The 21,395-nt window shown below is 70.2% G+C and carries 21 protein-coding genes and 1 riboswitch; of the genes, 6 read left to right on the top strand and 15 right to left on the bottom strand.

The genetic code is table 11. From position 1 onward, the window contains the following. The first annotated feature begins 27 nt into the window (after positions 1-27). A complete protein-coding gene (locus H305_RS0139325) occupies positions 28-711 on the top strand; it encodes an N-acetylmuramoyl-L-alanine amidase (RefSeq protein ID WP_028805293.1) in 684 nt (227 codons plus the stop codon). 63 nt (positions 712-774) lie between these two features. Here the strand turns inward: H305_RS0139325 and H305_RS0139330 are convergent, their stop codons facing one another. The 3 genes from H305_RS0139330 to H305_RS54180 all read right to left on the bottom strand — a co-directional run bounded on the left by H305_RS0139330 (position 775) and on the right by H305_RS54180 (position 2,548). After that, positions 775-1,944, bottom strand: a complete 1,170-nt coding sequence (locus H305_RS0139330) for a cysteine desulfurase family protein (RefSeq protein ID WP_028805294.1) — start codon at positions 1,942-1,944, stop codon at positions 775-777. A gap of 89 nt (positions 1,945-2,033) precedes the next feature. Continuing rightward, the gene (locus H305_RS0139335; RefSeq protein ID WP_028805295.1) at positions 2,034-2,300 is read right to left on the bottom strand and encodes a hypothetical protein; all 267 of its coding nucleotides are present in this window, start codon (positions 2,298-2,300) and stop codon (positions 2,034-2,036) included. A gap of 80 nt (positions 2,301-2,380) precedes the next feature. Next, entirely contained in the window at positions 2,381-2,548 is a 168-nt protein-coding gene (locus H305_RS54180; protein ID WP_028805296.1) for a hypothetical protein, read from the bottom strand. A gap of 183 nt (positions 2,549-2,731) precedes the next feature. Here H305_RS54180 and H305_RS0139345 point away from each other — a divergent pair, with 183 nt between their 5' ends. Continuing rightward, positions 2,732-3,358 carry a TetR family transcriptional regulator gene (locus tag H305_RS0139345; RefSeq protein ID WP_028805297.1) on the top strand — a complete coding sequence of 209 codons (627 nt, stop codon included), beginning with the start codon at positions 2,732-2,734 and terminating at the stop codon, positions 3,356-3,358. Between the two features lie 255 nt (positions 3,359-3,613). Here the strand turns inward: H305_RS0139345 and H305_RS0139350 are convergent, their stop codons facing one another. Further along, on the bottom strand, positions 3,614-4,576 hold the full coding sequence (locus H305_RS0139350; RefSeq protein ID WP_028805298.1) for a helix-turn-helix transcriptional regulator: 963 nt from the start codon (positions 4,574-4,576) through the stop codon (positions 3,614-3,616). A gap of 105 nt (positions 4,577-4,681) precedes the next feature. Here H305_RS0139350 and H305_RS0139355 point away from each other — a divergent pair, with 105 nt between their 5' ends. Continuing rightward, the gene (locus H305_RS0139355) at positions 4,682-5,269 is read left to right on the top strand and encodes a TIGR03086 family metal-binding protein (RefSeq protein ID WP_028805299.1); all 588 of its coding nucleotides are present in this window, start codon (positions 4,682-4,684) and stop codon (positions 5,267-5,269) included. Here the strand turns inward: H305_RS0139355 and H305_RS0139360 are convergent. The 11 genes from H305_RS0139360 to H305_RS0139410 all read right to left on the bottom strand — a co-directional run bounded on the left by H305_RS0139360 (position 5,256) and on the right by H305_RS0139410 (position 17,955). After that, positions 5,256-6,116, bottom strand: coding sequence for a thioesterase family protein (locus H305_RS0139360; protein ID WP_028805300.1), 861 nt, complete (start codon positions 6,114-6,116; stop codon positions 5,256-5,258). The genes H305_RS0139355 and H305_RS0139360 overlap by 14 nt on opposite strands. Positions 6,117-6,259: 143 nt before the next feature. Then, positions 6,260-6,925 (bottom strand): trimeric intracellular cation channel family protein, encoded by a 666-nt coding sequence (locus H305_RS0139365; RefSeq protein WP_028805301.1) that lies wholly within the window; start codon positions 6,923-6,925, stop codon positions 6,260-6,262. Positions 6,926-6,991: 66 nt separating this feature from the next. Continuing rightward, positions 6,992-8,383 (bottom strand): M1 family metallopeptidase, encoded by a 1,392-nt coding sequence (locus tag H305_RS0139370; RefSeq protein ID WP_028805302.1) that lies wholly within the window; start codon positions 8,381-8,383, stop codon positions 6,992-6,994. A gap of 96 nt (positions 8,384-8,479) precedes the next feature. Next, the gene (locus H305_RS0139375) at positions 8,480-10,036 is read right to left on the bottom strand and encodes an ABC transporter ATP-binding protein (protein WP_028805303.1); all 1,557 of its coding nucleotides are present in this window, start codon (positions 10,034-10,036) and stop codon (positions 8,480-8,482) included. Then, on the bottom strand, positions 10,033-11,130 hold the full coding sequence (locus tag H305_RS0139380; RefSeq protein WP_028805304.1) for an ABC transporter ATP-binding protein: 1,098 nt from the start codon (positions 11,128-11,130) through the stop codon (positions 10,033-10,035). Before H305_RS0139380 ends, H305_RS0139375 begins: the two co-directional genes overlap by 4 nt. Beyond that, on the bottom strand, positions 11,127-12,134 hold the full coding sequence (locus H305_RS0139385) for an ABC transporter permease (protein ID WP_028805305.1): 1,008 nt from the start codon (positions 12,132-12,134) through the stop codon (positions 11,127-11,129). The genes H305_RS0139380 and H305_RS0139385 overlap by 4 nt, the downstream gene beginning before the upstream one ends. Positions 12,135-12,203: 69 nt before the next feature. After that, on the bottom strand, positions 12,204-13,976 hold the full coding sequence (locus H305_RS0139390; protein WP_028805306.1) for an ABC transporter substrate-binding protein: 1,773 nt from the start codon (positions 13,974-13,976) through the stop codon (positions 12,204-12,206). A gap of 38 nt (positions 13,977-14,014) precedes the next feature. Beyond that, complete coding sequence (locus H305_RS0139395) at positions 14,015-15,013, bottom strand: ABC transporter permease (protein ID WP_028805307.1); 999 nt, start codon at positions 15,011-15,013, stop codon at positions 14,015-14,017. 452 nt (positions 15,014-15,465) lie between these two features. Beyond that, entirely contained in the window at positions 15,466-16,266 is an 801-nt protein-coding gene (locus H305_RS0139400; protein ID WP_028805308.1) for an enhanced serine sensitivity protein SseB C-terminal domain-containing protein, read from the bottom strand. Between the two features lie 183 nt (positions 16,267-16,449). Further along, positions 16,450-17,217, bottom strand: coding sequence for an enhanced serine sensitivity protein SseB (locus H305_RS0139405; RefSeq protein ID WP_028805309.1), 768 nt, complete (start codon positions 17,215-17,217; stop codon positions 16,450-16,452). A gap of 42 nt (positions 17,218-17,259) precedes the next feature. Beyond that, the gene (locus tag H305_RS0139410) at positions 17,260-17,955 is read right to left on the bottom strand and encodes an AAA family ATPase (protein WP_028805310.1); all 696 of its coding nucleotides are present in this window, start codon (positions 17,953-17,955) and stop codon (positions 17,260-17,262) included. A 168-nt stretch (positions 17,956-18,123) separates the two neighbouring features. Beyond that, a riboswitch (glycine riboswitch) is annotated at positions 18,124-18,221 on the top strand. Between the two features lie 147 nt (positions 18,222-18,368). Between H305_RS0139410 and gcvT the strand changes: the two genes are divergently transcribed. The 3 genes from gcvT (at position 18,369) to glyA (ending at position 21,347) form a co-directional block, all read left to right on the top strand. Beyond that, positions 18,369-19,487, top strand: coding sequence for a glycine cleavage system aminomethyltransferase GcvT (gene gcvT / locus H305_RS0139415; protein ID WP_028805311.1), 1,119 nt, complete (start codon positions 18,369-18,371; stop codon positions 19,485-19,487). A 208-nt stretch (positions 19,488-19,695) separates the two neighbouring features. Then, entirely contained in the window at positions 19,696-20,073 is a 378-nt protein-coding gene (gene gcvH / locus H305_RS0139420) for a glycine cleavage system protein GcvH (protein ID WP_028805312.1), read from the top strand. A gap of 11 nt (positions 20,074-20,084) precedes the next feature. Then, positions 20,085-21,347 (top strand): serine hydroxymethyltransferase, encoded by a 1,263-nt coding sequence (glyA, locus tag H305_RS0139425; RefSeq protein WP_028805313.1) that lies wholly within the window; start codon positions 20,085-20,087, stop codon positions 21,345-21,347. Positions 21,348-21,395: the final 48 nt, after the last annotated feature.

Here is a 21,395-nt window from a genome sequence, read left to right on the forward strand (position 1 = left end):
AGCCCCCGCATATGCGTTGAAGATCGCATGGGGGAGAAAAAGGCGAAGCCACGGGGCCGCGGGGCCGGGGACGCGGACCGTCGGGTCGGGCGCCGGGCGCTGCTCGTCGGCGGTGCGGCGGCCGCCTTGGGCACGGCGGCGCTGGCCCGGGAGGAGCTCGGGCACCTGTGGTGGCGGCTGCCCGGCGTGGACAAACCGCGGGTGGCGGGGGCGGTGGACTTCCGGGGCGCCCAGTGGGTGGCGGCGTCCCCGGCGAACTGGCGCCGCGCGGACCGGCCCGCCGACTACGCGATAGACCGGGTGGTCGTCCATGTCACCCAGGGCAGCTTCCGCAGCGCGGTGAAGGTCTTCCAGGACCCGGGGCACGGCGCGGCGGCGCACTATGTCGTCCGCAAGGACGGGCACATCACCCAGATGATCCGCGAGCTGGATGTGGCGTTCCACGCGGGCAACCGGGAGTACAACGAACGGAGCGTCGGCGTCGAGCACGAGGGCTTCGTCGAGCGCGCCTCCTCGTTCACGGACGCGATGTACGCCGCCTCCGCGCGGCTCACGGCCGGGATATGCGGGCGCTATGACATCCCCGTCGACCGGAAGCACATCATCGGGCACGTGGAGGTGCCGGGCACGGACCACACCGATCCCGGGCCGCACTGGGACTGGGACCGGTACATACGGCTCGTACGGCAGGCGCGTACGGCCAAGGCCTGACCCCGTGCCGGTCCGCGCGGCCGGGGCGGGTCGCCGCCGGGGCCAGGGCCGGTCGCGGCCGGGCTAGCTGAGACCCGCCGTGCGTGCGCGTTCCACCGCCGGACCGATCGCCTTCGACACCGCCTCGACGTCCGCCTCGGTGGAGGTGTGGCCGAGGGAGAAGCGCAGGGTGCCCCGGGCGAGGTCGGGGTCGGCTCCGGTTGCCAGGAGGACATGGCTGGGCTGGGCGACGCCCGCGGTGCAGGCGGAGCCCGTGGAGCACTCGATGCCCTGCGCGTCCAGCAGGAGCAGGAGCGAGTCGCCCTCGCAGCCGGGGAAGGTGAAGTGCGCGTTGGCCGGCAGGCGTCCGCCGGCCGCCGGGTCGCCGCCGAGGATCGCGTCGGGCACCGCTGTGCGCACGGCCTCGACCAGTTGGTCGCGCAGGGCTCCGATCTCCCGGGCGAACCACTCGCGCTGCTCGGCGGCCAGCCGTCCGGCGACGGCGAAGGACGCGATCGCGGGCACGTCGAGGGTGCCGGAGCGGACGTGCCGTTCCTGGCCGCCGCCGTGCAGCACCGGCACGGGGCTGTACTCACGGCCGAGGAGCAGCGCGCCGATGCCGTACGGTCCACCGATCTTGTGGCCGGAGACGGTCATGGCGGCGAGCCCTGAGGTCCCGAAGTCGACGGGGACCTGGCCGAAGGCCTGGACGGCGTCGGCGTGCAGGGGGACGCCGAACTCGGCCGCAACGTCGGCCAGTTCACGCACCGGCATCACGGTGCCGATCTCGTTGTTCGCCCACATGACGGTGGCCAGCGCGACGTCTTCGGGATTGCGGGCGATCGCCTCGCGCAGCGCCTGCGGGCGGACGCGGCCGTGGGAGTCGACGGGCAGGTACTCGACGGTGGCGCCCTCGTGCTCGCCGAGCCAGTGCACGGCGTCGAGGACGGCGTGATGCTCGACGGGGCTCGCCAGGACCCGGGTGCGGGCCGGGTCGGCGTCTCTGCGGGCCCAGTACAGACCCTTCACGGCGAGGTTGTCGGCCTCGGTGCCGCCGGAGGTGAAGACCACCTCGCTGGGGCGGGCGCCGAGGGCTTCCGCCAGGGTCTCGCGGGCTTCCTCGACCGTGCGCCTGGCGCGGCGGCCGGCGGCGTGGAGGGAGGAGGCGTTGCCCGTGACGCTCAGCTGGGCGGTCAGTGCCTCTACCGCCTCGGGGAGCATCGGAGTGGTCGCGGCGTGGTCGAGGTAAGCCATGGTGGGCCCGATTCTACGGCCCGCCGCACGCGGCTCGGCCCCCACCGGGGTGGCCGCCGGGCGAGCCGGCAGCCGGGGGTCGACGAGGCCTAGAAGTTCCAGGACACCGTCGAGTCGAACTGCATGAACGCCACGAGGACGAGCAGGTCGGCGATGCCGAGACCGAGGCCGAGGAAGGCACGTCCGCGGCGGGCCGTGCCGCGCCACAGGGCGACGGAGGCCAGGGCGATGGCGATCGGGCCCAGGAAGACGTTGAGGACCAGCAGGCCGAGGAGGCCGAGGATGAAGGAGGCGACGGCCATGCCGTCGGCGTCCCGGGCGGCGCTCCTGCGGGTGGCCTGAGCGGTGAGTTCCATGAGGTGGTTCAGCTCCCAACGATCGGTTGGTCGAAGTGGTCACCAACGGCCTGTCGGTGCGGGTGGTGTGGCACCGACGGTCAGTTGGCGGAGGTGTGCCGGCGCCGGGCGTGACGCTCGCGGACCGCGAAGACGGCCAGCCAGATGCCGATGACGGCGGCGGCGACGAGGGTGACGGGCAGCGGCGCGTGGGCCACGGAACCCATGACGACACCCAGCAGCAGGAGGGCGGCGACGAGGAACAACATGAGATGCCTCTCGTGGAAGTCTCGAAGTCCCGTCCCGGCACACCGGACCTCGACGGTGAGGCCCGAATGTTTCCGGGACTTGACGACTCAGTGAACGGTTGTAGTAACAGTTGTTCACTGACTCTTGAGTCTAGCGCGTCTCCCGGCTTTCCAATTACGGAGAACAGTTGTTAACTGCATGGCATGAGTCACACTCTCGGCATCCGCCAGGCCCAGAAGCAGAAGACCCGACAGGCGCTCCTCGACGCGGCGTTGGGTCTCCTGGAGGAGCAGAGTCTGAGCAGCCTGGGCCTGCGGGAGGTCACCCGCGCGGTCGGCGTCGCCCCGACCGCCTTCTACCGGCACTTCCGCTCGACGGCGGACCTCGGGGTGGCGCTCGTCGAGGAGGCGCTGGGCAGTCTGCACCCGATGATCGAGGACACCGTCTCCGCGGCCGGCGACAGCGACGAACGCATCACGCGGGCCGTCGATCTGATCGCCCGTCATGTCGAGCGGTATCCGGCGCACGTCCGCTTCATCGCGCGGGAGCGGCACGGCGGCGTCCAGCCGGTGCGGGAGGCGATCCGGGAGCAACTGGCCCGGTTTGCCGACGAGGTGAAGGTCGCCCTGGCCGAACACCCCGAGTCGAGGGGGTGGAACGACGAGGACCTGCTGATGCTCGCGGGCCTGTACGTCGACCACATGCTGATGGCGGCGTCGGCCTTCCTGGAGGCTCTGGAGGCGCCCGAGGCGGAGCGGGAGCGCGTGGCCCGCACGGCGAGCCGGCAGATGCGGCTGATCAGCATCGGCCGCCATCACTGGCTGGGGTGACGCGGGACGCCACCACTGGATGGGGCGACGCGGGACGCCACCGCGGTCCGGGGCGACGCACGGGGGCGGCGCCCCCGTTCACCGAGGGCGCCGCCCCTCCCGTACGACGGCCGTGTACGCGCCCTGGGTCACACCCCCTCGGAGCGGGCCACCCAGGTCGCGCCGGCCCAGGTCAGCCCTGCGCCCGCTGTCCCTGACCGCCCGCGGGGCCTCCGCAGCCGCCCTGTCCGCCACCGGACGGCCCGCGTGCCGAACTCAATCCCCCTCGTACACCGCGCAGACGGCGGCGGCCGTCGCGGCGAGCTCCGCACGGACCTCGGGCGGCGAGAGGACCTCCACCGCGTCCCCGAAGGCCAGCAGGGTGCGGGCCTCGCGGACCGCACCGCAGGACAGCCGGGCCACCACCCAGTCGCTCGTCCCGTCCTCCTCGGGCAGCTCCACGAGCGTGGCCGCGTTCAGGCGCAGGAACAGATCGAGGCGGGAGCGCCGCACCCGGACCGTGACGTCGACACCGCCCGGTCGCTCCTCCACCTGGCGGCGCAACACCTCCCAGGCGTCGGCGAGTTCGACCCCCGGCCGACGGCGCACCAGGTCGGCCAGTACGGTCGCCGCGCGCACCCGGTCGGCACGGAACAACCGCGGCTTCGCGCGCCGGTCGGCGACCAGGTACCAGACACCGGCCTTGGACACGAGTCCGTACGGGTCGACGGTGTACGTGTGCGCCTCGGGGTCGCCGCTGTGCCGGTACCGCAGCCGCAGTCGCCGGTCGGAGAAGACGGCGTCCTGCAACACGCCCAGGTCCACGGCCGGTTGCGGTCCGCCCTTCCAACGGGTCGCGTCGACCAGGACGCGCCGGCTCGTCACCTCGGCGGCGGGCCGGTGCGGCGCGGGCAGCGCGGCCATCACCTTGCGCAGCGCGGAGCCGAGCGCCGCGTCCAGGCCGAGCGCGGCGTGCGCGCCCTGCGCCGCGAGGATGAACAACGCGCGCGACTCGTCGGCGGTCAGGCCCGTGACGTCCGTACGGAATCCGGCGAGCAGTTCGATGCCGCCGTGCCGGCCGCGTTCGGCGTAGACCGGGACGCCGGAGGCCGACAGCGCCTCGACATCGCGATAGATGGTGCGGACCGACACCTCCAGCCGGCCGGCTAGCTCGTGCGCCGGGACGCGGCCGCGGGTCTGCAGCAGCAGGAGGATCGAGAGCAGGCGGTCGGACTTCACGGGCCCCAGGATCGCGCCCGCCGGAAGTCCTTCGCAAATGTTGACGGGAACTGTCAGGTTATGCGGCGAGGCTGGGAGCACACCGAGACACGGAAGAGGTCAGCGATGAACGTCGATCCCCGCCCCCTGTACGCCCGCACCGCCGAGCAGATCGCCGCCCTGGTCGGGACGGTGCGGCCGGAGCGGCTCGCCGGCCCCACCCCGTGCGCGGAGTTCGACGTGCGCACGCTGCTGTCGCACATCGTCGGCGGCACCCGCCGTATCGCGGTGATCGGGGCAGGCGGCGACGGACTGGCCGTGCGGCCGTTCGCCGACGGGGTGCCGGACGACGGGTGGAGCACCGCGTACGACGGGGCCAGGACCGAGGTCGACAAGGCGTGGGCGGACGACACGCGACTGGACGCCCTCGTCCGGGTGCCATGGGGGGAGGCTTCCGGACGCCAGGCGCTGTCCGGCTACGTCATGGAGGCGGTCACCCACACCTGGGACCTCTCCGACGCGCTCGGCCGGCCGCTCGCACTCGACCCGGAGCTCGCCGAGTTCGCGCTCGCGGTCGCCCGGCACGTGCTGCCCGACGCACAGCGGGAGGACCCGGAACTGCCCTTCGACTCGGCGGTGCCGGCCCCCGAGGGGGCCGACGCCTACGAACGGCTGGCGGCCTGGCTGGGGCGGACGCCGCTCAGCCGAGCCTGACCCGCGCGAGCTGCCGGGACTGCGCGACCAGCCGGTCCTCGCTGTCCCAGACCTCCGCGTCCTCCTCCAGGAAGCCGCCGGCCAGGTTGCGGGTGGTGATCGAGACGCGCAGCGGGCCGGGCGCGGGGCGGGAGCGCACGTGCACGGTCAGCTCGACCGTCGGCACCCAGCCGGAGAGGCCGATCTCGAAGGCCGTCGGCGGCAGCGCGTCGACCGCGAGGAGCAGCGAGAGCGGGTCCGCGTCGCGGCCGTCGGCGAGGCCGAACCAGGCACGCATCTCGCCCTTCCCGGACGGCGCGCCGAGCGCCCAGCCCAGGGTCGAGGGATCGAGCTTGAGGAACAGCCGGTCGGTGATCGCGGAGCTGCCGGGGACCGGTGCCGGGGCGTCCTGCGGGCCGAAGCACTGGTCCATCGGCGGGATCGCGGGCGGCCGCGCGGTCGTACGGACGTCGTCGGGCAGGGCGTCGAGGTCGCCGTACGAGGCGAGCACGCGGATGCGCTCCACCTCGCGGCCCTCGTCGTCGTACTGGAAGAGGGAGGCCTGGCCGGTCGACAGGGTCCGGCCGGTGCGGACGACGTCCGTGCGGACCACCGCCGGTCCCGGCTGGGACGCGGTCAGGTAGTGCGCGGAGATGGTGAACGGGTCGGCGTGCGGCAGGGCGGCCGCGAGCGCGCGCCCCAGGACGGCGAGCAGGTAGCCGCCGTTGACGGCGTTGATGATCGTCCATCCGGCGGAGAGGTCGATGTCGTAGACGCCGGGTTCGCGCAGGGTGACCGCGGTGTCGCGGTCGAACTCGCTGTCGCCGATCGTGGCCCGTACGGCCTGTACCGAAGCTGCTTCTGCCATGCGTGAACAGTACAACAGGTAATTACTAAGCGGTAGCTTTCTATGTTGCGCCCGTGTGACATCGTCACCTCCGGCGGCCTCCGACCGCCCACGCGGCGCCGTGGACACCGAACCCCGTGCCGCACCGGCCGCAGGACCCCGTCCTACGGGGTCTCCTCCTCAGTCACCGTCGAGCGACGGTTCCACGCGCGCGGCGCCCGCCAGTGGTACCGCATCGCCAGCAGCCTCAGGACGAAGGCCGTGACGACCGCCAGGCCGCTGGTGAACGGGGTCAGCACGTCGTAGTAGATGCACAGCACGACCATCGTGGCGCCGACCATCGCGGGCACCGCGTACAGGTCGCGGTCCCAGCGCAGCAGCGAGGGCACCTCGTTGGCGAGCACGTCGCGCAGCACACCGCCGCCGACCGCGGTGGCCAGGCCGAGCGCGGCGGACTGCGGAAGACCGAGCCCGTACTCGTACGCCTTGGTGGTGCCCGCGACGCAGAACAGGCCGAGACCGGCCGCGTCGAAGACGTTGACGCCGACCTGGATCCGCTCGACATGGGGGTGGAGGAAGAAGACCAGCAGGGCGGCGAGCAGCGGGGTGCTGAAGTAGCCGAGGTCGGTGAACGCGGCCGGCGGCACGGCGCCGATCATCAGGTCCCGGAACAGCCCTCCGCCCAGCGCGGTGACCTCGGCGAGCACGGCGATGCCGAAGACGTCGAAGTTCTTGCGGACGGCCAGCAGCGCACCGGAGATCGCGAAGACGAAGATCCCCACGAGGTCGAGCACATGCTGGACGGAAGGGCTGAACAGTTCTTGGAGCACCCGAACATTCTCACCTGCCGACGGGCCTGAACCTTACAAAGCAAGGCCAGCGACAGGTGATACGGCCTACATCACCGGCTTGCCCGTCGTGTAGATCCACGTCTGGAAGAGATCGTCGAGCCGCTGTCCCGAGATCTTCTCGGCCAGCCGGACGAAGTCGGCCGTGTTCGCGTTGCCGTAGCGGTGCAGCTTCGTCCAGGCGGGCAACAGCCTGAAGAACGCCTGGTCGCCGATGCGCTCGCGCAGCATCTGGAGCGTCATCGCGCCACGCTGGTAGACCGCCGAGGCGAACATCGTGTCGCGCTGCGGGTCGGCGACCGTGATCTGCCAGAAGGAGGAGTCGGCCGGCCGCGCGTTGTACCCGGCGAGGAACGAGTCGTGCGCCGAGCGGATGCCCTTGTGCTCGGACCACAGCCACTGGGCGTATGTGGCGAAGCCCTCGTTGAGCCAGATGTCCTTCCAGCGCTCCACCGAGACCGAGTCGCCGAACCACTGGTGCGCCAGCTCGTGGACGATGGTCGACTCGGAACGCACGGCGGAGTACGCGGGCTTGGACTGGACCTCCAGGGAGAACCCGGCCTGCGGCATGTCGTCGACGACGGCGCCGGTCTCCTCGAAGGGGTAGGGGCCGAAGACCTGCGACCAGTAGTCGGTGGCCTCGGCCGTGACGCCGTACACGTCGACGCTGTTGCTGTCGGCCAGGACCGGGTCGATGGCGACGTAGATGGGTGTCCCGGCCGGGGTCTTCCCGGTCTTCACGTCGAACCTGCCGACGGTCGCGGTCGCGAGATAGGTGGCCATGGGCCTGCTCTCGCGCCAGTGCGCGACGGTCTGGCCGCCCTTGTCGTACGTCGATACGAGGCGGCCGTTGGAGACACCGGTCAGGCCCTTCGGGGCCTTGATCCTGATGTCGTACGTCGCCTTGTCGGACGGATGGTCGCTGGACGGGAACCAGGTGGAGGCGGCATTGGGCTCACAGGCGACGAACACACCGTCGGTGGTCTTCATCCACCCGTAGTCGGAGCCGAAGACGATGGGGCCGCTGAGGGCTTCGGGGACCCCTCCGTAGGTGACGGTCACCGTGAAGGTCTTGCCTTTGGGCAGAGTGCCGCGCGGGGTGATGTGGATCTCGTCGCCCGAGCGCGTGAAGTCGGCGCGTCTGCCGTTCACCTCGATCCGAGTGACCTCCAGCTTCTGCAGGTCCAGGTCGAAGGCGGACAGGCTCCGGGTGGCCCGGGCGGTGAGGGTCGTCCGGCCGTCGAGGCGGTCGGTGTCCGGGTTGTAGGCCACGTCGAGTTCGTAGTGGCGGGCGTCGAAGCCGCCGTTGCCCAGTTGCGGGAAGTAGGGGTCACCGATGCCGTCGGCGCCCGGGGTCGGGGCGGAGGAGGCGGCGATGACGAGGAAGGAGGCCGCCGCGGTGGCGAGGGCCCCTAAACGTGCCGAACGGGAGAGTGCCATGAGCGTCCCTTTCGAACGTGTTCCGAACTGTCGGACACGCGAGACTCTGCACTCTCCCGTTCAGGCATGTTCATGACTTTGCCAAGTCGTCACGGCCTACTTGCCGGTTGACTCCTGACGATCGGATTCCGCGGCCTCGGGCTTCACCTCGGCGTCGGCCTCCGACCCGGCGTCGGAGGACTCGGCCGGAGCCTCCTCCGAGTCGGACGCGGCCTCGGCTTCGGACTCGTCCCCGGCCTCGGACTCGGCCTCGGAGTCGGCGGCGTCGGCGGGAGCCTCCGCGGCCTCGTCGCCGGCAGCCTCAGCCACCGTCTCCGCCTCGGCAGAAGCCTCCGCTTCCGCGGACTCGGCGTCGGCATCGGCATCGGCATCGGCGGAAGCCTCAGCCTCGGCGGGAGCCTTCTCCGCGGCGGCGGTCTCCGCGACGGCGGCAGTCTCCTCCGCGGCGGCCTCGACCGTCGCCTCGGCAGAACCCTCGCCGCTCTCGGCCGGCGTCTCGGAGGCGGCCGGAACCACCAGCTCCACCGCCTCCTTCGCCACCGACAGCAGCACCGTGTCCTGCGGCGCCTGGTCCTCGGCGTTCTCCGGGTGGTGGCAGGCGACCCGCTGACCGGGCCTCAGCTCCAGGAGCGGCGGCTCGGTCGTCTTGCAGACCTCCGTGGCCTTCCAGCACCGGGTGTGGAAGCGGCAGCCGCTCGGCGGGGCGATCGGCGAGGGCACGTCGCCGCGGAGCAGGATCCGCTCGCTCTTGGCCCCCCGGCGCTTGGGGTCCGGCACCGGCACGGCCGACATCAGGGCCTTGGTGTACGGGTGCATCGGCGCCTCGTACAGCGAGGTGCGGTCGGCGAGCTCGACGATCTTGCCGAGGTACATCACCGCGATGCGGTCCGAGACATGGCGGACGACGGACAGGTCGTGCGCGATGATCACGTACGTCAGGCCGAGCTCTTCCTGAAGGTCGTCCATCAGGTTCACGACCTGCGCCTGGATCGACACGTCGAGGGCCGAGACCGGCTCGTCCGCCACGACCAGCTTCGGCTTGAGAGCGAGCGCGCGGGCGATACCGATGCGCTGGCGCTGACCGCCGGAGAACTCGTGCGGGTATCGGTTGTAGTGCTCGGGGCTCAGACCCACCAGCTCCAGGAGCCGCTGGACCTCCTTCTTCACACCGCCCTCGGGCTCCACGCCCTGGAGCCGGAACGGCGCCGAGACGATCGAACCGATGGTGTGCCGGGGGTTCAGCGATCCGTACGGGTCCTGGAAGATCATCTGGATGTCACGGCGCAGCGGGCGCATCTTCGAGGCGCCCAGCGTGGTGATGTCCTGGCCCTCGAACTCGATGGTGCCGCCGGTCGGGTCCTGGAGCCGGGTGATGACCCGTCCCATGGTCGACTTGCCGCAGCCGGACTCACCGACGACGCCGAGCGTCTCGCCCTTGCGGACCTCGAAGTCGATGCCGTCGACGGCCTTGACCGCGCCGACCTGGCGCTGCAGGACGCCCTTCCGGATGGGGAAGTGCTTCTGCAGCCCCTGGACCCGGAGGAGGACCTCGCGGTTCTCCGAGGAATCGGCGGAGGCCGCGCGGTCGTCGGGGGCCGCTGCCTGCTGCGGGATCGCCGCGCCCGCGGCGTCCGTCTTCTTCGTCTCACTCACAGCTTCGGCGCAATCTCTTCGTTCCAGATCCGCGTACGGTCCTCCTGCGAGAGGTGGCAGGCGGTGTAGTGGCCGCTGCCGATCAGCTGCAGTTCGGGGCGCACGGTACGGGTGACATCGCCCTTGGGCAGGTCCGCGTACGGGCAACGCGGGTGGAAGGCACAGCCCGACGGGACGTTGATGAGGCTCGGCGGCTGGCCCTTGACCGGGATGAGCCGGTCGGACGTCTCACGGTCGATGCGCGGCATCGAGCCGAGCAGACCCCAGGTGTAGGGGTGCTGCGGCTGCTCGAAGATGCGGTCGACGGAGCCACGCTCCACGCACCGGCCGCCGTACATCACCAGCACGTCGTCGGCGATCTCGGCCACCACGCCCAGGTCGTGCGTGATGATGACGACCGCGGAGCCGAACTCCTTCTGCAGATCACGGATGAGGTCGAGGATCTGCGCCTGGACGGTGACGTCGAGGGCGGTCGTCGGCTCGTCCGCGATGAGCAGCTCGGGGTTGTTGACGAGCGCCATGGCGATCATCGCGCGCTGGCGCATACCGCCGGAGAACTCGTGCGGGTAGCTGTCGGCACGCTTGGCCGGCTCGGGGATGCCGACGCGGTCGAGCATCTCGATCGCCCGCTTGCGGGCGGTCTTCTTGTCCACCTTGTGGTGGACGCGGTACGCCTCCACGATCTGGTTGCCGACCGTGTAGTACGGGTGCATCGCCGACAGCGGGTCCTGGAAGATCATCGCCATCTCGCGGCCGCGGAGCTTGCGCACCTCGTCCGGGTCGGCGTTCACCAGTTCCTTGCCGTCCAGCCAGATCTCACCGGACATCTGGACGTTCTTGCCGCGCGCGCCGAGCCGGTGCAGACCCATGATCGCCAGCGAGGTGACGGACTTGCCGGAGCCCGACTCACCCACGATGGAGAGGGTCTTGCCCTTCTCCACCGAGAAGGACAGTCCGTCGACGGACTTGACGAGACCGTCGTCGGTCGGGAAGTGCACCTTGAGGTCGCGCACTTCGAGGAACGCCTCGGGAGCGTCCGAGGGCGAGGAGACGGGCTCGCCGACAGCGGCGCCGGTCTTGGAAAGTTCGGTCACGAGAGCCTCACCCGCGGGTCGGCGGCGGCGTACAGCAGGTCCACCAGAAGATTTGCCACGACGACGAAGAACGCGGCGAGAAGAGTCACGCCGAGGATCTTCGGCAGGTCGTTGTCGGTGATGCCCTGCACCGCGTACTGGCCGATGCCGTGCAGCGAGAACACCGATTCGGTGATCACGGCACCGCCGAGCAGCAGACCGAGGTCCATGCCGAAGACGGTGATGATCGGGGTGAGCGCGGCGCGCAGTCCGTGCCGGACCACCACGTTGCGCTCCTGCAGGCCCTTGGCGCGGGCCGTGCGGATGAAGTCCTCGTTCATCGTCTCCAGCATGCCCGAGCGGGTGAGCCGCGCGTAGATGGCGGAGTACAGGAGAGCGAGAGAACACCACGCGGGGAAGAGGGTGTTGGCCCACTGCGCGGGGTTCTCGGTCAACGGGACGTAGGTACGCCCGAAGATCGGCCAGTTGACGGTGAAGAGCAGCAGCGCCAGGTTGCCCGTGAAGAACATGGGCAGCGAGACACCAGCGAGCGCGATACCCATGAAGGTGCGGTCGAAGATCGAACGCGGCTTGAGGGCGGAGATCACACCCGCGGCCACACCGGACAGCAGCCACAGCACCGCGGCACCCGCGGCGAGCGAGAGGGTCACCGGCAGACGCGAGGTGAGGTCCGGCCAGACAGCCTGGTGGGTCTTGAAGGAGTACCCGAAGCACGGCGCGTCGCAGTGCGCCGTGGTGGGACCCAGGTCATAGGTGGCGCCGCTGACGATCCCCTTGATGAAGTGCCAGTACTGGACGTAGACGGGCTGGTCCAGACCGAGGTTGTGCTTGACCGCGATGATGTCGGCCTTCGTCGGGCTCTTCCCGATGTACTGCTGCGCGAGCTGGTCGGCGGTCTGGCCGGCCAGTCTTGGCAGCAGGAAGAAGATGGCGAAGGTGACCGCGGAGACGACCAGGAGCAGGATCGCTGCCGCTGCCGTCCGACGGAGGATGTACGAGATCACGGGGATCGGCGCTGGTGCCCGCGGGCTGAGCCCGCGGGCACCAATGCCTTCACCTGCCTTCCGGGGCTGCTACTTCTTCGTGGTGCCGATGTTGAGGTAGTCGTACTGACCGCTGAAGGCCGCCGTGGAGACCAGGTTGGTCGCGTACTTCGGGCGGGCCAGCAGAACCTTGAAGTAGGTCAGCGGCACCAGGACGGCGTCGTCCATGGTCTTCTTGTCGATCTCGGTGTACAGGGCGTTGCGCGCGGCGTCGTCCTGCGTGCCGATCGCCTTCTCGAGGAGACCGTTGACGTCCTTGTTGTCGTACTGCGACAGGTTGGTGTTACCCGAGGCGCCGATCGCGGAGCCGTTCAGGATCTGCTGCAGGAAGCCGTAGCCGGAGGGCCAGTCGGCACCCCACTGCATCATGATCAGGCCGATGTTCTGCTTCTCGGTGAACTTCGGGACACCCGCGTAGTCGGTGAAGTACTTGCCCGACGGGTACTGCTTCAGGGTGGCGTTGATGCCGGCCTTCTTCAGCGACGCGATGATCGCGGTGGCGGCGTCGATCTCCTGCGGGCGGTCGCTGCGCGCGGAGATGTTGGTGCTGATCTTCGACTTGCCACAGGCCTTGAGCTGGTCCTTGGCCTTGGCCGCGTCACCCTTGTTGCCGGCCGACGCGTAGACGTCCGACTTGGCGTAGCCCGGGATGTCCGGCGGGAGGACCGTGGAGGCGACGTCGCCGCGGATCGGGCCGCCCTCGGCGGTCTGCACCGAGACCTTGTCGATCGCGAACTGGACGGCCTTGCGGCACGCCACGTTGTCGAACGGCTTCACCTTGGTGTTGATCGCCATGTAGACGAGACGGCCACCGTAGGTGTTGTCGGTGTCGGCCTTCTTGGCGGCGGAGCTGAGCAGCTGCGCCTGGGTCGCGGCCTGGACACCGCCACCACCGAGGTCGATCGCGTCGCCCGCGAGGACGTCCTTGTCGATCGTCTCGGCGTTGACCTTCAGGTTGACGACGATCTTGTCCGGGTACTGCTTGCGCAGCGGGTCGGTCTTCGCGTCCCAGTTCTCGTTGCGCACGAGGACGGCCTGCTTGCCGTCGGAGTAGCTCTGGAACTTGTACGAGCCCGAGGACACGATGTTCTTGACGTAGTCGACGCCGTTGTCCTTGGCCTGCGGGACCGGAGCCGTCTGCGGCGAGGCCACCAGGTAGTCGAACTCCTGGAAGGCGGTCTTCAGGTGGAAGACGACCGTGGTGTCGTCCGGGGTCTCGATGGACGAGAGGCCCTTGGCGCTCTTGTCCTTGTAGGGACCCTTGTACTTGTCGCCGCCCACGAGGAACTGCTGGAAGTAGTTCGGGCCGAGGGAGAGCACGTCACGCGCGAAGTTGGAGCGCTCGACCGCGTACTTGACGTCCTTGGACGTGATCGCGGTGCCGTCCTGGTACTTCAGGCCCGCACGCAGCTTGTACGTCCAGGTCTTGCCGCCGTCGCTCGGGACGCCCTTGCTCTCCGCGAGGTCCGGGACAAGGGTGTTGCCCTTCTCGCCGGCGCCGGGCTGGAACGTCATCAGGGGACGGGCGTACAGCCGGCTGAGGTTGTACATGTACGCGTAGTACGTGTTGCCCGGGTCGAAGGAGTCCGGCACGTCGGAGTACTCGTACGTGACCGTGCCCCCCTTCTTGGTGGAGGCGTTGACGACGTCCTTGGTCGCTGCGTTGGCCCCAGCTGATTTGGTGGTGTCGTCGTTCTTGTTGTCATCGGCCTTGCTGCAGCCTGCGACGAGCAGGCTCGCGGAGCCGATGGCCGCAACTGCGGCCAGCGCTGACCTTCGCATGATGGGCGGGTTCCCCTCCATTGTCGGAAACTTGATGGGCTCTCGGTGTGCGTCAGGCATCAACGGCTGCGCGGGTCGAGAGCGTCACGGAGACCGTCGCCGAGCAGGTTGAACGCGAGGACGGTCACAAAGATGGCGAGGCCGGGGACGATCATGAACTGCGGGTCGACCTCGTAGTAGTTGACCGCTTCCCTGAGCATGCCGCCCCACGACGCCTGCGGGGGCTGGATGCCGACCCCGAGGAAGCTCAGGGAGGCCTCGAAGAGGATGTTGGTCGGGATGAGCAGCGTCGAGTAGACGATGATCGGGCCGACCAGGTTGGGCAGCAGCTCCCGGAACAGGATGTACGGGCCCTTGGCGCCCATGCCCCGGGATGCGTCCACGAACTCACGCTCACGCAGGGCGAGGGTCTGGCCTCGGACGATCCGGCCCAGGTAGGGCCAGTTGAAGAAGCCGATCACGAAGATCAGCACGCTCAGGTGGAGCGGGAGCCCTTCGAGGCCGAACGCGCCGCCCTGCAGGGTGGCGGAGATGGCGATCGCGAAGAGCAGGAGGGGGAAGGCGAGGAAGGTGTCCATCAGGCGGCTGATGATCGAGTCGACGCGCCCGCCGTAGAAGCCCGCGACGACGCCCAGGATCGCGCCGATCACGTTCGACAGGATGGTGGCGCCGAAGGCGACGACCAGGGACACCCAGGAGCCCTCGAGGAGGCGGGTGGCGAGGTCGCGACCGAACTTCGGGTCCACACCGAGCGGGTGGTCACCGCTCATGCCGCCCATCCCGCCCTTGGGCAGCGAGGTGTTGGGGTCGATCAGGTCCTGGTTGAAGGCGTTCGGGTCCAGTCCGAGCATCGACTGGATGGGCCGGGCAAGGATGGCCATCAGGATGAGCAGCACGACGATGACACCGCCGGCGACCGCCACCTTGTCGCGCTTGAAGCGCGTCCAGGCGATCTGTCCCAGCGAACGGCCCTCGATCTGCCCCTTGCCGACTCCGGCAAGCACAGCCTCTGGCTGTGCTTCCGATGCCGCCGCGGTGGTCTCGATCGGTGCGGTCACAGTGACCCGACCCCTCTCGCCGGTGGTGACCGGCCTACGCCTGCCGCTGTCTGCGGCTTGGTTCACTTGCGTGCCGGGAGGTCGGCCGCAGATGGTGCGACCTGGTGACCCGGCTGATCGTTCGACTTGCACTCGCTCACAGGATCGATGACCCCATGTCTGCGGGGCGAGTCTTCAGTGCCGCCACGATCACGTGCCAGGTCTGATGGAGAAAGTATGCGCAACCGTGATGCTCTTAGGGGGATTCCGTTATCCGAACAGTGGGTAACGCGAGGCGGACGGGGGGCAGTTGCGCCAGAAGGGGCGATGACGCCCTCTTTCGGCACGCCTCCTCCCTAAACCGGACAAGCAGCCCTTACGCCGGTTCCCGTGCAGGTCAGACGTGAGCCACTGCCGCGGGGAACCCCTCCCCGACCGGCGATCCGCGGGTGGCGGCCCGCCGGTGTGCGCCGTCAGTATCCGCCGCGGGCCTGCGGATAACCGTAGCCACCCGCCATCGGCGCCTGGGCCGGGGCCGCGTGGGCCTCACGGTCGTAGAACGGCCGGGCGTTGACGCGCAGCCACATGGCCACCGGGTCGTACTCGTCGGACATCGCCACGGTCGAGACGGGCAGCCCGTCGGGGACCGCGCCGATGGACTGCTGCATCATGGCGCGCACCGAGTCGACCGCGGGCGGCGAAGTGTCGTACACGTCAAGGCCGATGGCGAGATAGGGCGCGCCGAGCGCCGGCTGCACCCAGGCGCGGCGCAGCGACCGCACGGCGGAGGTGCGGTGCGCGTTCTGCGTGAGCAGGGCGTAGAACTGCGGGATCTCGATGCCCGGTTCGGACAGCCGCAGCGGTCCGGCGGGCTGCCGCTCCAGGCCCGCGGCGATGCGCCGCAGGTCCAGCCAGGGGATGCCCACGCCGCCGCCGGGCGCGTGCGGATTGAGCCAGAGGCCGAAGTGGTCGGGGTAGAGGGTGCGGGCGACGTCGAGGCCGTCGACCACCTCGTACGAGCGGTTCCAGCCGCTGGCCGAGAGCTCCTGCGCGGAGGTGACGCACGGCGCGTACCCGAAGCCTTCCACTTCCATGTTCCCGTACTGGGCGTCCGGGGAGCCGGCCTGGCCGTGCCACAGCAGCATCCAGACCTGACCGGACGACGGGGTCGCGAGCGCGCGAAGGAGCGCCTCGTAGGCGTCGTAGCGCCCGGGGGTCACCTGGCGCAGCATGTGCTCGACCTGCCCGGCCGCGGCCGTGCCCGACGCGCTCACCCTCAACCGCCCCTTCGCGAACAATTCACGACGAACTCATCCAATACGCCCGAGCCACCGGTGACGAACCTGCGTCAGCACCTCGACCGAGCCATGAAACCAGCTTAAGCGGCGATCCTGACAGCGACTTGACGCACGGCGTCACGGGTCTTCGGGGTGTCACCGCTCACGCTCGTGCCGGGGTCAGTGCTCGCGCTGGTAGAAGGGCCGCACCTGGGTGCGCATCCAGTCGCCCACCGGGTCCTGGGCGACGTCGAGGAGAACCAGGTTCACGGCGTGGCCGACCGGGACCCGGCCCAGGGCACGGCCCAGGGCGTCGAGCGGGAGGGTGCGGGCGTCGCCCTCCCACTGGGAGAGCTCGACGCCGACGAACATCACCGGGTCGCCGCCCTCGATGCTGGCCAGGCAGCGGCGGGCGCTGAGCACGACGCCGGTCCCGGCGAACTCGGCCGACGCGGCGGACAGGAAGTCCACCGGGTCGTCCTGCCAGTCGGGCTCGAACAGCCGCACCCGGCCACCGCTCGCCGGCCCGTCCAGCGGGGTCCGCCCCGCCCGGCACAGCTCGGCCACCGCGAGGGGCGGCAGCGGCACGCCGACGACGCCGTCCGGGTTGACCGCGATGCCGACCTGGGGCGGCAGGCCCCGGGCGAATTCGACGGCGGGCGCGATCGTGTAGGACAGATGACCGCCGGTGACCTGGCGGAACTGCTCCTCTGAGCTGAACACGGGGACGTACGCCTGGCCCTCGATCTCCAGCGTCGGCAGGTCGAGGGGGCCGCTGTGCGGACCGCCGCCGTTCGGCAGGGGCACCCAGACGAAGCTGCGGCCGAGGACCTCGACGATACGGGCACCGGCCGAGGGCACGCCGAGCGAGGCGGACAGCACCTCCTCCAGCTCGTTGCCGGGCCATCCGCCGTGCGGATGGGGGTGCGCCTGTGCCGGGAAGTCCATCTGTCTACCGCCTGCTTCGAACCACTGTTCCGGCTGGAAAGATTAGTCGGCGTCGGTGACGGCCCGGCCGTCGAAGTCGATCCGGCGCAGCACGTCCGCCGCCTCACGGTCGATGAGCACCGCCGAGCCGCAGCCCTCGGGCAGGTCGCCCTTCTCAACGGCGCGCAGCAGCCGGGTCACGGCTCCGCGATGCCGCGCGAAGGCGTAGCGCGAGACACCGCGGCCCCGGTCGCGCTGCCCCCGGAGCGCCGTGCCGGGCGGGACGTCGAGCAGCAGCAGATGCAGCGAGCCGCCCCGGCGCCGGGCCTCGCGGGCCAGCCAGCGGCGCACCCAGGCCTGCGTGCCGCAGTCGTGCACGACGACGCCGGCGCCGGAGCGCAGCGCGCGACGCAGGCCCGCGTAGTGCGCGAGGCGGACGAAGGGGCGGTAGACCGCGTACGGCAGCCATCGGGCCGTCCCGGCGTCCCAGCGGTCACGGGTGTCCTGGGAGTCGATGCGCGGGCCCGTGACGGCACGGCGCATCAGGGTCGACTTGCCGCTGCCGGGCAGCCCGGTGACCACCACGACGTCGGACGACCCGAAGAGCAGGCCGTGCGGGCTGTGCCCTGCGCGGGCCCTGAGGTCTCGGACGACGGCCGCCGGGAGCGGTCCGCACGCCTCCCGGGCCGGGGCGCCGGGCTGCTTGGGCAGGGCAATTCCCGAGGTCGTCGCGTACGCCGTGGTCCTGTTCACCGTGATCGTCCTCCCCTTGGGTGTGGAGTCCCATCCCCGTCGAGTGTAAAGAGAAGGTAATGCGTGGTCTCTCTCGTTTCCGTACTCGGACTGCCACAGGCCGGTTACAGATGCGGAGTGCCCCGATCGGACGGCGCGTGCAATGATGTGCGCGCCAACTGCATACCGGCCGCTTGAATCCGCGCGGGAGAGTCCTGGGGGCCGAGTCCCCGGGCGCCGAAGGAGCAAGTCCCTCCCTTGAATCTCTCAGGCCCCGTTACCGCGCGGGCGAGGCACATCTGAAAAGCGGGCCGCTGACCAGTGGCTCCACCCAAGGTGCAAGTCATGACCACCGTTTCGTGGGGTCGTGGCGAACCTCTCAGGTTCCGATGACAGATGGGGAGGAACGACCTCGCCGTCATGTCTTGGGAGCCCCACCGATGAGCAGCAACGCACCCCGTCACACCGCGCTCGATGCCCTGCATCGTTCGCTCGGCGCGACGATGACCGACTTCGCAGGCTGGGACATGCCCCTGCGGTACGGCTCCGAGCGCGACGAGCACCTCGCCGTCCGCACGAAGGCCGGACTGTTCGACCTCTCGCACATGGGCGAGATCACCGTCACCGGGCCGCAGGCCGCCGCCCTGCTGAACTACGCCCTGGTCGGCAACATCGCCTCCGTCGGCGTCGGCCGCGCGCGCTACACGATGATCTGCCAGGAGGACGGCGGCATCCTCGACGACCTGATCGTCTACCGGCTCGCCGAGACCGAGTACATGGTCGTCGCCAACGCCTCCAACGCCCAGGTGGTCCTCGACGCGCTCACCGGGCGTGCGGACGGGTTCGACGCCGTGGTCCGCGACGACCGCGACGCGTACGCGCTGATCGCCGTGCAGGGCCCCGAGTCCCCCGGCATCCTCAAGTCGCTCACCGACGCGGACCTGGACGGCCTGAAGTACTACGCGGGCCTGCCGGGCACCGTGGCCGGCGTCCCGGCGCTCATCGCCCGCACCGGCTACACCGGTGAGGACGGCTTCGAGCTGTTCGTGGCGCCCGCGGACGCCGAGCGGCTGTGGCAGGCACTGACCGAGGCGGGCGCCCCCGTCGGCCTCGTCCCCTGCGGCCTGTCCTGCCGCGACACGCTGCGCCTGGAGGCCGGCATGCCGCTGTACGGGCACGAGCTGACCACCTCGCTGACGCCCTTCGACGCCGGGCTCGGGCGGGTCGTGAAGTTCGAGAAGGAAGGCGACTTCGTGGGGCGCAAGGCCCTGGAGGCCGCCGCCGAGCGGGCCGAGAAGAACCCACCGCGGGTGCTCGTCGGCCTGATCGCCGAGGGCCGTCGCGTGCCGCGTGCCGGGTACACCGTCGTCGCCGACGGCACGGTGATCGGCGAGGTCACCTCGGGCGCCCCCTCCCCGACGCTGGGCAAGCCGATCGCGATCGCGTACGTCGACGCCGCGCACGCGGCGCCCGGATCCGCCGGGGTCGGCGTGGACATCCGCGGCAGCCACGAGCCGTACGAGGTCGTGGCCCTGCCGTTCTACAAGCGTCAGAAGTAGGCACCGGGCGCGCGACGGGCGCCATGGGCACCGGAAGGAAGCGGACCGAGCGAGCGCCGCGGGGGTACCCGTGCGCGTTGGTGCGTGACCTGTGCCCCGGCGTGCCGTCTCGTATCCCATGACCACCCCTCCCCCGGGTTTCCGGCTTCGTCCGGGCTCGGGGTACCCCCGACATCAGCAGTCCCCCGCGTACAGGAGAATTCAGGCCATGAGCAACCCCCAGCAGCTGCGCTACAGCAAGGAGCACGAGTGGCTGTCGGTCGCCGAGGACGGCGTCTCGACGGTCGGCATCACCGAGTTCGCGGCCAACGCGCTCGGCGACGTCGTCTACGCCCAGCTTCCGGAGGTCGGTGACACGGTGACCGCGGGCGAGTCCTGCGGCGAGCTGGAGTCGACCAAGTCGGTCAGCGACCTCTACGCGCCGGTCACCGGCGAGGTCGTCGAGGCCAACCAGGACGTGGTGGACGACCCGTCGCTGGTGAACTCCGCCCCGTTCGAGGGCGGCTGGCTGTTCAAGGTACGCGTCACGGACGAGCCGGAGGACCTCATGTCCGCGGACGAGTACACCGCTTTCACCGCCGGCTGAGGAGTCACCGCATGTCGCTTCTGAACACGCCCCTTCACGAACTGGACCCGGACGTCGCCGCCGCCGTCGACGCCGAGCTGCACCGGCAGCAGTCCACCCTGGAGATGATCGCGTCGGAGAACTTCGCTCCGGTCGCGGTCATGGAGGCCCAGGGTTCGGTCCTCACCAACAAGTACGCCGAGGGCTACCCCGGCCGCCGCTACTACGGCGGCTGCGAACACGTCGACGTGGTCGAGCAGATCGCCATCGACCGCGTCAAGGCGCTCTTCGGTGCCGAGCACGCGAACGTGCAGCCGCACTCGGGCGCCCAGGCCAACGCGGCCGCGATGTTCGCGCTGCTCAAGCCGGGCGACACGATCATGGGTCTGAACCTCGCGCACGGCGGGCACCTGACCCACGGCATGAAGATCAACTTCTCCGGCAAGCTGTACGACGTGGTCGCCTACCACGTGGACGACGAGACCGGCCAGGTCGACATGGCCGAGGTCGAGCGCCTGGCCAAGGAGTCCCGGCCGAAGCTGATCGTGGCGGGCTGGTCGGCCTACCCGCGTCAGCTCGACTTCGCGGAGTTCCGCCGCATCGCCGACGAGGTCGGCGCGTACCTCATGGTCGACATGGCGCACTTCGCCGGCCTGGTCGCCGCGGGCCTGCACCCCAACCCGGTGCCGCACGCCCACGTCGTCACCACGACCACCCACAAGACGCTGGGCGGCCCGCGCGGCGGTGTGATCCTCTCGACGGCCGAGCTGGCCAAGAAGATCAACTCCGCGGTCTTCCCCGGTCAGCAGGGCGGCCCGCTGGAGCACGTGATCGCGGCCAAGGCCGTCTCGTTCAAGGTCGCCTCCTCGGACGAGTTCAGGGAGCGCCAGCAGCGCACGCTGGAGGGCGCCCGCATCCTGGCCGAGCGCCTCGTCCAGGACGACGCGAAGGCCGTCGGCGTGGACGTCCTGTCCGGTGGCACGGACGTGCACCTGGTCCTGGTGGACCTGCGCAACTCCGAGCTGGACGGCCAGCAGGCCGAGGACCGCCTCCACGAGGTCGGCATCACGGTCAACCGCAACGCCATCCCCAACGACCCGCGTCCGCCCATGGTCACCTCCGGCCTGCGCATCGGCACGCCCGCCCTCGCCACCCGCGGCTTCGGGGCCGAGGACTTCACCGAGGTCGCGGACATCATCGCCGAGGCGCTCAAGCCGTCCTACGACGCCGTGTCCCTGAAGGCCCGCGTGTCCGCTCTGGCGGACAAGCACCCGCTGTACCCGGGCCTGAAGTAATTTCGTACGCTTTCTGTCGTACGTTTTGGTTCGTACGGTCCCCTTCGT

It is taken from the genome of Streptomyces sp. 142MFCol3.1 (genome assembly GCF_000424945.1).
Taxonomy (GTDB): Bacteria; Actinomycetota; Actinomycetes; order Streptomycetales; family Streptomycetaceae; genus Streptomyces; species Streptomyces siamensis.

Coding starts and splice junctions, on each gene's coding strand:
- H305_RS0139325 (WP_028805293.1), top strand. CDS start 28: ATGGGGGAGAAAAAGGCGAAGCCACGGGGCCGCGGGGCCGGGGACGCG.
- H305_RS0139330 (WP_028805294.1), bottom strand. CDS start 1,944: ATGGCTTACCTCGACCACGCCGCGACCACTCCGATGCTCCCCGAGGCG.
- H305_RS0139335 (WP_028805295.1), bottom strand. CDS start 2,300: ATGGAACTCACCGCTCAGGCCACCCGCAGGAGCGCCGCCCGGGACGCC.
- H305_RS54180 (WP_028805296.1), bottom strand. CDS start 2,548: ATGTTGTTCCTCGTCGCCGCCCTCCTGCTGCTGGGTGTCGTCATGGGT.
- H305_RS0139345 (WP_028805297.1), top strand. CDS start 2,732: ATGAGTCACACTCTCGGCATCCGCCAGGCCCAGAAGCAGAAGACCCGA.
- H305_RS0139355 (WP_028805299.1), top strand. CDS start 4,682: ATGAACGTCGATCCCCGCCCCCTGTACGCCCGCACCGCCGAGCAGATC.
- H305_RS0139360 (WP_028805300.1), bottom strand. CDS start 6,116: ATGGCAGAAGCAGCTTCGGTACAGGCCGTACGGGCCACGATCGGCGAC.
- H305_RS0139370 (WP_028805302.1), bottom strand. CDS start 8,383: ATGGCACTCTCCCGTTCGGCACGTTTAGGGGCCCTCGCCACCGCGGCG.
- H305_RS0139390 (WP_028805306.1), bottom strand. CDS start 13,976: ATGGAGGGGAACCCGCCCATCATGCGAAGGTCAGCGCTGGCCGCAGTT.
- H305_RS0139405 (WP_028805309.1), bottom strand. CDS start 17,217: ATGGACTTCCCGGCACAGGCGCACCCCCATCCGCACGGCGGATGGCCC.
- gcvT (WP_028805311.1), top strand. CDS start 18,369: ATGAGCAGCAACGCACCCCGTCACACCGCGCTCGATGCCCTGCATCGT.
- gcvH (WP_028805312.1), top strand. CDS start 19,696: ATGAGCAACCCCCAGCAGCTGCGCTACAGCAAGGAGCACGAGTGGCTG.
- glyA (WP_028805313.1), top strand. CDS start 20,085: ATGTCGCTTCTGAACACGCCCCTTCACGAACTGGACCCGGACGTCGCC.